The sequence below is a fragment of the Pseudomonas sp. SF2 genome (genome assembly GCF_036858055.1).
Lineage (GTDB): Bacteria > Pseudomonadota > Gammaproteobacteria > Pseudomonadales > Pseudomonadaceae > Aquipseudomonas.
On sequence record NZ_JAMBDI010000007.1, the window covers coordinates 43027 to 54606 of the forward strand.

Below are 11580 nucleotides of genomic sequence, written 5' to 3' on the forward strand. Positions count from 1 at the left end.
CTGCGTATACTCGCGCTTCATGATGTCGCTAGCAGGGGGTGCTTTATGCTCGATGAACGCCTTGCCCACAGGCCCATCGATTACGACCAGTCGGTGGATGAGGGCTGGCTGAACCGGTGCGATATCAGCGCGCTCGGCCAGGAAGGTGAGCTCAGCTACTTCCGTCTTCAAGACCCTGCCACCCACCAGGCCTGGATAGCCGTACGCGCCCCGCGCGAGGCCCCAGCCGCCTGCCAGCGCCTGGAGCGTGACTACCGCCTGCAACTGGACCCGCAGTGGGCGGTGATCCCCTCGGCGTTCGTACGTTCGGCCGAAGGCCCGCTGCTGGTGTACCCGGCCGACCGCTCCCTCGCTGACCTGATCGCTGAAGGCCCGACGGCCCTGGCGCCGTTTCTCGAGATCGCGGTGAACGCGGCCAATGCCTTGGCCCAGGCGCACGAACGCAATGTACTGCACGGCGCGCTGCAGCCCGAGCATGTGTGTCTGCACGCCAATCAGCGAGTGCGGCTGGGCTGCTTTCGCGCCGACCCGGCGGAGCTGATCAGCGAACAGGGCACCCCGCTCGGCAACTGGGCGTACCTGGCGCCGGAACAGGTCTGCCCGCACGGCAGCAGCAGCGACCGACGCAGCGACATCTATGCCCTGGGCGCGATCCTCTACCAGCTACTGCTGGGCGAACTGCCGCTGGCCGGGCGCGACACCCAGCACTGGCGCCAGCTGCATGCCGGCGTGCAGCCGCGAGCGGCCTGCGAAGTGGACAGCAATGTGCCGCAACCCCTCAGCCGGATCCTGGCCAAGGCCTTGGCCAAAGAGCCGGACGCCCGCTACCAGAGTGCCCGCGCCCTGGCGGTGGACCTGGCCCACTGCCAGCGGCAGTGGGATGCCAACAAGACCATGGAGGCCTTCGAACCAGGCTGTGCCGACCCGGTCACGCCCAGCCGTGCACGCCTGTATGGCCGCTGCGCCGAACAGAAAGCCATTGCCATGCTGCTCAAGGCCCTGCGCCGCGACAGCAATCCACATGCCCTGTTCATCAACGGCGCCGCCGGCATGGGCAAGTCGAGCCTGGTCGAGGCAGCTCTCAAGGCCAACGCCAAAGGCTACTGGGCCATCGGCAAGTGCAACAGCGTTGCCCAGTCCGTGTCCTACGCGCCCTGGGTCGAAATTCTCGGCGCGCTGACCACCCAGTTGCTGGCCAAGAACAGCCAGGACCTCGACACCCTGCGCCGCGAGATCCTGCGCCGCATCAAAGGCCATGGCCGGCTGCTCGGCAAGCTGGCGCCAGACCTGCACCTGATCCTCGGCCCCCTGCCCGATCTGCCGGCCAAGCCCACGCGCCTGGCACTGCAGAAGGAGCAGCGCGCGATCGTCGAATTCCTGCAGGTGTTCAGCCGCCCCGGCCAGCCGCTGGTGCTGTTCTTCGATGACCTGCAGTGGGCCGACGACGCCAGCCAGCAGCTGCTGGCGCAACTGCTCGCTCACGCACCCGGCAACCTGTTGCTGATCTTCGCCCGGCGCAATGATGCGCCAGCCGGCAGTACACCCCTTGCCCTACCAGCAACGGTGCGCAGCACCACACTGAACCTGCAGCCCCTGGGCGTTGGGGCGGTAACCGAGCTGATCGGCGAGCGCTACCACGTCGGCCCCGAGGACGCATTTCAGGTGGCCGAACTGGTGCACGGCAAGACGGCGGGCAACCCGTTCTTCATCAATCAGATCCTCCGGGCCATGGTGGAGGACCAGCTGTTCACCTTCGACACCCAGGCCATGCGCTGGTCATGGTGCCTGCAGGCCGTGGCCCGCCATCGCTATTCCGACAATGTCGCCGACCTGCTGATCCACCGCCTGGCGCGCCTGCCGGCACCGCAGCGCGACCTGCTGCGGGTGGCTGGCGCTGCGGGCAGCCGTTGCGATGAACGCCTGCTTCACCAAGTCCTCGCCAAAGTGCCCGGCGAACCGTTGAAAGCCTTGATTGGCGCGGGTTTCCTGCAACCGGGCCAGAACGGCCTGGGCTTCGCCCACGAGCGGGTGATGGAGGCCGCGTACGCTCTCACGCCCGAGCACGAGCGTGCCTCGCTGCATGCACATATTGCCCTGGCCATGCGCCACGCCTGGCAAGATGACTTGCACGAGGTGCTGTTCGAGCTCGCCAACCAGCTGCAACGCGCCAGCCCATACGGGTTTGCAGCGGACGACTGCGAAGCGTTCCTGCAGCTTTTACGCGAAGCAGCATCACGCGCCCGCGACGACGGCGCCTTCGAGCAGGCCGCTGGCTACCTGCATACGGCCGAGCAGTTGCTGCACCACGGCGCCACGTTGGAAAGCCGCGCCACGCATGGCTTTGCCATCGCCTGCATGGCGACGGAGTGCGACATGCAACTGTCGCGAATGATCGCGGCCGAGGCCCGCATCACTGAATGCCGCCAGCGCGCACGCTCGGCGCTGGACCAGGCGCGGGTGTGCCGGCTGCAGGCTCTGCTGTACACCTTGCGCGGCGACTATCAGGCGGCCATCGACAGCGCCCTCTCCGGCCTGGACTTGCTGGGTACAAGCCCGGTGCGGGGGGGCGACTGGCAACAGATCGAAGCCAGTCATGCCCGGGTACAGGCGCTGGTCGAACAGAAAGGCCGGCACTGCCTGGAGTCGCTGCCGTGCACCGACTCGGAGGAAGTGACGGTTGCGATCAGCCTGCTGGCCACCCTGTCGTCATCGTTTTTCGTAAAGGACGACATCTGCTTCCTGCACCTGGCCAAGCTCATGGAGCTGTCGCTGCTGCACGGCGTTGCCCCGGGCAGCACCTACGGCATGGCCTGGTACGGGGTGATGATTGCCGAGCATTTCGGCGCCTACCATGACGGCCATGCCTGTTGCCTGGCCGCGCTCAAGCTGATCGAGCGGCACGGTTTCGAGGCTGACCTGACCAGCGCGCTACTGGCCCTGGACCAGGTCAGCGCCTGGACCTCGCCCATGGAGTTCGCCCGCCGCACCGCGCTGGACGCGGTCGACTCGGTGCGCCTGAGCGGCGACCTGGCGATGAGCTGCTATGCCTGCAACCACCTGGTTTCCGACTCGCTGTTCATGGGCCGCTGCCTGCCGGACGTGGTCGAGGAAGTGGCGCAAGGCCTGGCCACCGTACGCCGCCATGGCTACCGCGATATCGAGCAGATCCTGCAGGCCCAGCAAGCATTCATCGCCAACTTGAGCGGCACGCCCTGCCCGGCCGCGGGCGCAGTCTCGAAATCGCCCACCACGCGGTTCTTCCAGTACCTGCTGGCCGGCATGAGCGCCTTCTATCTGGGCAATATCCCGCAGGCCATGCGCAACCTGGCACTGGCCGGAGACAACACCTGGGCGGCACCGGCGCACATCAACCTGGCCGACTATCACCTGTTCCGCGGCCTGACCCTGGGCAGCCCCGAGGCCGCTGGCAGCCTGGCCGACAAGCTGCGCGAGCTGCAGGCCCTGCGCGAGCGCTTCGACCGCTGGGCCAGCTTCAACCCGGCCACCTTCCGCAACAAGCTGTTGCTGATCGAAGGCGTGATCGCCAAGCTCGAGGGCGACGGCCTGGCCGCCATCCGCTGCTTCGACCAGGCACAGATCGCCGCCACCGCCGCCGGTTTCATCCACGAGCAGGCGCTGGCCCACGAACAGCTGGCCGAGGTGTGCATCCCCAGCGGCCTGATCTCCGGCGCCAACCTGCACCTGCGTATTGCCCGTGACTGTTTCCATATCTGGGGCGCGACCGGCAAGGTGCACCAGCTGGAGGCTTTGCACCCGTTCCTGCGCACCCAGCCGATCCAGGAAACCTACCGCGCCACCCACCAGGCCAAGCTCGACCTGGAAGTCGGCATCGAAGCAGCACGGGCACTGTCCGAGGAAGTGCTGCTTGAAGGCCTGATCGAAACCCTGATGGGCCACCTGACCCAGCACTCCGGCGCCGATCATGGTGCGCTGTTGATCGTCAGCGGCGCCGAATTCCAGATGGCTGCCCTCGCCCACATCGACGACGGCGGGCTGCACGTAAGCATGGACGACTGCCAGAAGTTCATGACCCAGGCGCCGCTGTCGATCGTCAACGCCACCATGCGCACCAAGAAGCCGCTGGTGCTCAATGATGCCCAGCGCGATTGCCCCGAGGCCTTCCGCGAGCAGCTGCAGGCGCGCAACGCCCGTTCGGTGCTATGCCTGCCGCTGGTGATCCAGGGCGTGCTGATCGGCCTGGTGTACCTGGAAAACCGCCTGGTGCCGAACCTGTTCGGTGGCCAGCGCCTGGCCATGCTGGAAATTCTCGCCTCGCAGGCGGCAGTGTCGCTGCAGACTGCCAAGTTCTACACGCGCCTGGCCGAAGACAACCAGACCCGCGCCCAGATGGAGGCCGAGTTGCGCCGCTCTCGCGCGGAGTTGGCGCGCGCCGCGCAACTGCAGGTGATGAACGAGCTGTCGGCGTCCATCGCACACGAGATCAGCCAGCCGCTGCTGGGCATCGCTTCCAACGCCGCTGCCAGCCTGCGCTGGCTGAAGCGCGCCAAGCCCGACCTGGAAGAGGCGATTGCCGGTCTGGAGGACATCCGCAACGACAGCGAACGGGCCGCCAACATCGTGCGTGCGCTGCGCTCACTGGCCAAGCAGTCACCAATGCAACTCAAGGCGGTGAAGCTGGACGAACTGATCCGCGAAGTGGTGCGCCTGACCTCGGCCGATGCCGCCAAGGGCACGGTGGACGTGCAGACGCGGTTGCAGGCAGGGGTGAGCGTGATGGCCGACCCGGTGCAGTTGCAGCAGTTGGTGTTCAACCTGATTACCAATGGCCTGGAGGCGCTGGCGGGGTATCGCAGCGATGGGGTGCTGCGCATTGCGTTGGCGGTGGTCGGGGATGATGTGGAGGTCTGCGTGGACGACAACGGGCCGGGGATAGCTGCGGATGAGCGTGAGCGGGTGTTCGATGCGTTTCATACCACCAAGATCGGCGGCATGGGGATGGGTTTGGCAATCTGCAGCTCGGTGGTGCAGGCCCATGGAGGGGAGTTGCAGGCGCTGGTGTCGGAGCTGGGCGGGTGCCGGATTCGCTTTACGCTGCCTGTGAATCCTTCCTGAGCCTGTACCGGCCCTTTCGCGGGTGAACCCGCTCCCACAGGGAGAGTGCACAGCCTGAAAACTGCACGGTTCCTGTGGGAGCGGGCGTGCCCGCGAAGAGGCCGGTACAGGTTCACATCAACGGGCGCTCAAGGCCGCATAGCTGTTCATCAGGTTGCGGTAGTTGGGAATGCGCTGCGACAGCAGGTTACCCAGCCCTTCGATGTCGTTGCGCCAGTCGCGGTGCAGCTCACAGGCCACCGAGAACCAGTTCATCATCTGTGCACCCGCCTGGGTCATGCGCACCCAGGCCGCCTGCTGCACGGTTTCGTTGAAGGTGCCCGAAGCATCGGTCACCACGAACACTTCAAAACCTTCTGCCAGCGCCGACAGGGTCGGGAACGCCACGCACACATCGGTCACCACGCCGGCGATGATCAGCTGCTTGCGGCCAGTGGCCTTGATCGCCTTGACGAAGTCTTCGTTGTCCCAGGCGTTGATCTGGCCAGGGCGGGCAATGTAGGGCGCATCCGGGAACATCTCTTTCAGCTCGGGCACCAGCGGGCCGTTCGGGCCTTGCTCGAAGCTGGTGGTGAGGATGGTCGGCAGGCCGAAGAACTTGGCCAGATCGCCCAGGGCCAGCACGTTGTTCTTGAACTCGTTGGGCGAGAAGTCCTGCACCAGCGAGATCAGGCCGGTCTGGTGGTCGACCAGCAGCACCACTGCGTCGTCTTTGTTCAGGCGCTTGTAATCGGGTTGGCTCATCGGGGTGACTCCTTGGGTTGGGAAAACGGGCCGGCACTGTCTACAAGGGGCTATACCGGCGGATAGGTTCGGCTTAAGGGTGGACCTGCGCCTGACGCCAGGCCTTGGGCGGCTGGCCGACCAGGCGGCTGAAGGCACGGGTGAAATGGGCCTGATCGCAGAAGCCGCATTCCAGGCTCACGTGGGTGATCGGCGCCTCGGTGGCAAGCAGGCGCTTGGCCTTTTCCATGCGCGCCAGCAGGCGCCAGGCCTGGGGCGATAGGCCAGTGTTGACCTTGAACGCACGGGAGAAGTGACTACGGGTGAGGTTGCATACCCCGGCGATTTCGATGATTGACAACGAGCTGTGCAGCATCAGTTCCTTGGCCCGGCGCAACCGCGCAGGCGTCAGTGCGCCGACGGTTTGCTGCGGCGCTTGGGGCTTCCCGGGGTGCATGGCGACTCTCCTGTTCAATGCAGAAAGTCTCGCCCCCGGCACATGACAAAGTCCTGAGCCAAACCTGAATAGTTGTGAATTGTGCACTGCTGGCCCTGGCCGTTTTGCCGATACCTTAAGATGCGTTTCGTATTCAGCTTCAGGCCGCTAATGGCGGCCGGCATTCAAGGCAAAAGAGCCATGCAGGAAAAATCCGCCCACCGCACCGTGGCCATGGTGCTGTTCAATGATGTGCTGCTACTGGATGTCACCGGCCCCATGGATGCCTTCGCCATCGCCAACCGGTTCTTGCCTGCCGAGCGGCAATACCGGTTGCTGACCTTGGCCGAGGGGCAAACGGCGGTGCGCGGCTCATGCGGACTGAAAGTGGTAGCCGACCTGCGCCTGGAGGACTTGCCGGAGGCCGTCGACCTGTTGCTGGTGCCAGGCGGCCCAGGGGCCTATGACATCGCCCTGCCAGGCATCGAGCGCTGGCTGCCCCAGGCCGTGCGCCGGGCCAGACGCTTCGGCGCCATCTGCACCGGGGTATTCCTGCTGGGCAGGGCCGGGCTGCTGGATGGCTATCGCTGCACCACCCACTGGAACTACCTGGAACGCCTGACACAGGCGTTCCCCGAGGCCAAGGTCGAGACCGAGCAGATCTACGTGATCGATCGCTGCCTGATTACCTCGGGCGGCATCACCGCTGGCATCGACCTGGCACTGGCGGTGGTGGCCGAGGATCACGGCAAGGCGCTGGCCCTGGAAGTGGCCAAGGTGTTGCTGGTCGCCCGCCATCGCCAGGGCGGGCAAACACCTTACGGGCCACTGCTGGCGGCTATACCGCGGGACGATTCGCCGATTGCCCGGGTGCAGGCGTATATCGTCGACCATATCGAGCAAGCCTTCACCGTGCAGAAGATGGCCGACCTGGTGGCCATGAGCGGGCGCAACTTTGCCCGTACCTTTCAGCGCGAGGTGGGGATCACGCCGCTGCAGTACCTGCAGAATGCGCGGATCGACAGGGCGCGCAAGCTGCTGGAAGGCAGCGACCTTCCGTTGAAGGTGGTGGCGGCGCAGTGCGGGTTTGGCAGTGACCGGCACATGAGAAAGGTGTTCTGCGAGCGGATTGGCATGACGCCGGCGCAGTATCGGGCGCAGTTTGGTGGCAGTTGAGTATGCAGATTTCCTGTGCCGGCCTCTTCGCGGGTGAACCCGCTCCCACAGGTGTTGGGCAGGCTTGAAGACACCGCTGTACCTGTGGGAGCGGGTTCACCCGCGAAGAGCCAGCACGACTGTCACCTGATTCAGGACAATGTGTCTTCCTCGCAGCAGATTGTCTGGCACCCCCACATTCACCAGAATTGTCCGCCAAACTGATCTGACGCTGCCCCGGCAGCTCATGGAGTACGAGCCCATGCCACACGAAGGCAGCCTTCTGCAAACCGCGGTGATCTTCCTGCTTGCCGCTGTCCTCGCCGTCCCCCTGGCCAAGCGCCTGCAACTGGGGGCCGTGCTCGGCTACCTGCTTGCCGGTGTGATCATCGGCCCGCAGGCGCTGGGCCTGATCCGCGACACCGAAAGCGTGGCGCACATTTCCGAGCTGGGCGTGGTCCTGCTGCTGTTCATCATTGGCCTGGAGCTGTCGCCCAAGCGGCTGTGGCTGATGCGCAAGTCCGTGTTCGGCGTCGGCACCGCCCAGGTGCTGCTGACCGGTGCGCTGATCGGCGCCATCGCCCTGTTCGGCTTCAGCCAGACACTACCGGCGGCCATCGTGCTCGGTCTGGGCCTGGCGCTGTCGTCCACTGCCCTTGGCCTGCAGAGCCTGGCCGAGAGCAAGCAGCTGAACGCCCCGCATGGCCGCCTGGCGTTCGCCATCCTGCTGTTCCAGGACATCGCCGCCATCCCGCTGATCGCCCTGGTGCCGCTGCTGGCCGCCAGTGGCCCGGACACCAGCCACGGCGACAGCCTGGAGCATGGCCTGAAGGTGTTCGCCAGCATTGCCGTGGTCATCGTCGGTGGCCGCTACCTGCTGCGCCCGGTGTTCCGCACCGTGGCCCGCACCGGCTTGCCGGAAGTGTCCACCGCCACCGCACTGCTGGTGGTGATTGGCACCGCCTGGTTGATGGAAGAAGCCGGTATATCCATGGCCCTGGGTGCGTTCCTCGCCGGCCTGCTGCTGGCCGACTCGGAATACCGCCACGAGCTGGAATCGCAGATCGAACCGTTCAAGGGCCTGCTGCTGGGGCTGTTCTTCATCAGCGTCGGCATGGGCGCCAACCTGCGCCTGCTGCTGGAAATGCCTTTGGTGCTGCTGGGCCTGACCCTGCTGCTGGTGGCCGTGAAGCTGGTACTGCTGATCGGCGTCGGGCGCCTGGCCGGTGGCTTGAACAGTGCCAGCGCACTGCGCCTGGGCATGGTGCTGGCTGCCGGTGGCGAATTCGCCTTCGTGGTGTTCAAGCTGGGCAAGGACCAGGGCCTGTTCGACACCCAGACCTACGACCTGCTGCTGATGACCATCACCCTGTCGATGGCCATTACCCCGCTGCTGATGATGGGCTGCGCCCACGCCCTCAAGCGCCCGCAACCGGTGCGTGAAGTGCCGGAGCATTACAAGCAGATCCAGGCTGATACGCCTCGGGTGGTGATCGTCGGCATGGGCCGCATGGGCCAGATCGTCGCACGCATCCTGCGGGCACAGAAGATTCCGTTCATTGCCCTGGAAACCTCGGTGGACACCATCGAGATGACCCGTATGTTCGAACAGGTCCCCGTGTTCTACGGCGACCCGCTGCGCCCGGAAGTGCTGCATGCGGCCAAGGTGGGCGAGGCGGAATACTTCATCATCACCATTGATGACCCGGAAGCTGCCATTCACACCGCGGAACGGGTGAAACGCCTGTACCCACACCTGAAAGTGCTGGCCCGCGCACGTAACCGCCAGCATGTGCACAAGTTGGCGGATGTCGGCGCCGAGCCGATTCGCGAGACGTTCTACTCCAGCCTGGAGATGACCCGCCGGGCATTGGTGGGGTTGGGGTTGAGCGAGGCGCAGGCGGCGGACCGGATTGCACGGTTTACCCAGCATGACGAAGAGGTGCTGGTCGCCCAGGGGCAGGTGCGTGATGACCGGGCCAAGGTGATGCAGACGGCCAAGGAGGCCCGGGCGGAGTTGGAGCGGTTGTTTGATTCGGATGCGGATTGAGGGTTTCGAGCGCATGACTGTAGAGATGCAGCGCCCTTGAGATCGAGCGCCGCCCGCGCGGCGCTTCGCGGGACAAGCCCGCTCCCACATTTGTTTCGGGCCAATTATTCCTGTGCCAGGTGGGTTGCAGCCTTGGTGTATGGCTGAAGATGAATGAAGAGCAATTGCGCCCCCTTCGATATCGAATGGAACAAACAAGGCGGACAGAGGTGACTTCACAGGAGTGACTGGCCCGAAACAGATGTGGGAGCGGGCTTGTCCCGCGAAGCGCCGCGCGGGCGGCGCTCGGTCTCATAGGCGCCAGAAATCTATCGCCAGGCACCTGGAGGCCATTCTGCAACCTCCCCACGGTCACCTCCCTGCCATTACGCGGATACCAAAAAACCATCAAAAAATCGTCCGTCTCTCAGCAAGGTCCTACTTCCTAGCGAACCATTTCCTACGTTAATGCTGACCCTGACGAATTATCCTACGCACCGTGTCGAAGCCCGTCTGATTGTCCGGGGAAAGCCTGCTCTCTAGGCTTGCCGGGTCGCTGTCGGTTCAGCGATCGGGTGTGGAAACCCGGCAGGTAAATCGGAATAGCTGTTGTCATGGCAGCTGCGCGCGGGAGGCCGAATGGCCTGCCGGGGTTCCGATAGCCTGGCTTTCCACCCCGCGTGCAGCCGCCACCCTTCGCGTGGAAACGGATGGTGCCGGCCAACCTCTATCGGAGTTTGGCTATGAAAAAAATTGTCCCCAATCCACCTCTTCCCGACACCAAAGAGCGCGCTTTTAGCCGCTGCGATGCCGGCCATCCACCTTTGTTCACAGTAAACCCGGGCGTCTCTGCCCACGACGCCCTGGTGCATGTCGCCCAGTACCTGCGCGGCGCCTACGACTGTGGCTACAAAGCCCTGGAACACCTGGATGAAACCGGCAAGAGCCTGTTCTGGAGCAACCTGAATGCGCTCGAAATGGCAGAAGGATTGGTTGAGGCATTGCTGGATGGGATTGAGTCGCAGCCCATGAATTGATGTTGTCTTTGCTGGCCTCTTCGCGGGTGAACCCGCTCCCACAGGGGGTGTGTTGAAGGGAATGTCAGTACCAGTCACGGAAAAGGGCCACTGTTTCCAGTGGCCCCATCTGATGCTTGATATTCATATACACACCCTCAAGCCGGGGTGTGGAGGTCTCACCCTACACTGATGATTCAGCCATCGGTGGGGTTCCTGATCCAGTTACTGCCGCTGAATGACAACTGGCTTCGCACTCGGGTGAAACGCTAACAACGCCCTCCATACAGGTCAACGGCTGGAACAAAGTGCAACAAAAAGGCCGGTTTCCTGCAGAGGAAGCCGGCCTTTTTGCATTCAACTAACGGGCTGTTACTTACCCGCAGTCAGCGCGTTGTAGCTGGTAATCAGGTTGCGATAATCCGGAATGTGGTTGGAGCACAGCGCCGCCAGCCCTTCGATGTCGTTGCGCCAGTCGCGGTGCAACTCACAGGCCACGCCGAACCAGGTCATCATTTGCGCGCCAGCGCGGCTCATGCGGTCATGGGCAGCATCGCGGGTCATTTCGTTGAAGGTGCCGGAAGCATCGGTCACCACGAAAACTTCGAACTCCTCTTCCAGGGCCGACAGCGCCGGGAACGCTACACAGACCTCAGTCACCACGCCGGCAATGATCAGCTGTTTCTTGCCAGTGGCCTTCACCGCCTTGACGAAGTCTTCGTTGTCCCAGGCGTTGATCTGGCCTGGGCGGGCGATGTACGGGGCGTCCGGGAACAGGGCTTTCAGCTCTGGTACCAGCGGGCCGTTGGGGCCTTGCTCGAAGCTGGTGGTGAGGATGGTCGGCAGGTTGAAGAACTTGGCCAGGTCGGCCAGGGCCAGCACGTTGTTCTTGAACTTGCCCGGCTCGATGTCACGGACCAGGGACAACAGGCCAGCCTGGTGGTCGACCAGCAGGACAGCGGCATCGTCTTTGTTCAGGCGGTTGTAGGTGAATTTGCTCATGGTCTGTGCTCCTGAGGGTTATGAATTTTTCAGCATTCGGGGGTGTTTCGCGTTGATGGGCACAGATTAAAATCATCACCTTTGTGGCGGTAGATAGCAGAATTTGGCTTTAGCGTTCTGATTTA

7 protein-coding genes are annotated in these 11580 nt (G+C 64.0%); 4 read left to right on the top strand and 3 right to left on the bottom strand.

Annotated elements, in window-relative coordinates:
• Window positions 1–45 precede the first annotated feature (45 nt).
• Window positions 46–5094 (top strand): trifunctional serine/threonine-protein kinase/ATP-binding protein/sensor histidine kinase, encoded by a 5049-nt coding sequence (locus M2S36_RS04040; RefSeq protein ID WP_333956754.1) that lies wholly within the window; start codon window positions 46–48, stop codon window positions 5092–5094.
• Window positions 5095–5211: 117 nt separating this feature from the next.
• Here M2S36_RS04040 and ycaC (M2S36_RS04045) read toward each other — a convergent pair whose 3' ends face one another.
• On the bottom strand, window positions 5212–5838 hold the full coding sequence (gene ycaC / locus M2S36_RS04045) for an isochorismate family cysteine hydrolase YcaC (protein ID WP_004375560.1): 627 nt from the start codon (window positions 5836–5838) through the stop codon (window positions 5212–5214).
• 73 nt (window positions 5839–5911) lie between these two features.
• Window positions 5912–6274, bottom strand: a complete 363-nt coding sequence (locus tag M2S36_RS04050) for a helix-turn-helix domain-containing protein (RefSeq protein ID WP_207837534.1) — start codon at window positions 6272–6274, stop codon at window positions 5912–5914.
• Window positions 6275–6454: 180 nt separating this feature from the next.
• On the opposite strand from M2S36_RS04050, the gene M2S36_RS04055 reads away from it, so the two are divergent.
• The 3 genes from M2S36_RS04055 (at window position 6455) to M2S36_RS04065 (ending at window position 10474) form a co-directional block, all read left to right on the top strand.
• Entirely contained in the window at window positions 6455–7429 is a 975-nt protein-coding gene (locus M2S36_RS04055) for a GlxA family transcriptional regulator (protein ID WP_333956755.1), read from the top strand.
• A 241-nt stretch (window positions 7430–7670) separates the two neighbouring features.
• Window positions 7671–9458 carry a monovalent cation:proton antiporter-2 (CPA2) family protein gene (locus tag M2S36_RS04060; protein ID WP_333956757.1) on the top strand — a complete coding sequence of 596 codons (1788 nt, stop codon included), beginning with the start codon at window positions 7671–7673 and terminating at the stop codon, window positions 9456–9458.
• A gap of 722 nt (window positions 9459–10180) precedes the next feature.
• A complete protein-coding gene (locus M2S36_RS04065) occupies window positions 10181–10474 on the top strand; it encodes a hypothetical protein (protein ID WP_015272306.1) in 294 nt (97 codons plus the stop codon).
• A 351-nt stretch (window positions 10475–10825) separates the two neighbouring features.
• On the opposite strand, the gene ycaC (M2S36_RS04070) is transcribed toward M2S36_RS04065, so the two are convergent.
• Window positions 10826–11455, bottom strand: coding sequence for an isochorismate family cysteine hydrolase YcaC (gene ycaC / locus M2S36_RS04070; RefSeq protein ID WP_333956758.1), 630 nt, complete (start codon window positions 11453–11455; stop codon window positions 10826–10828).
• Between the last annotated feature and the right edge of the window lie 125 nt (window positions 11456–11580).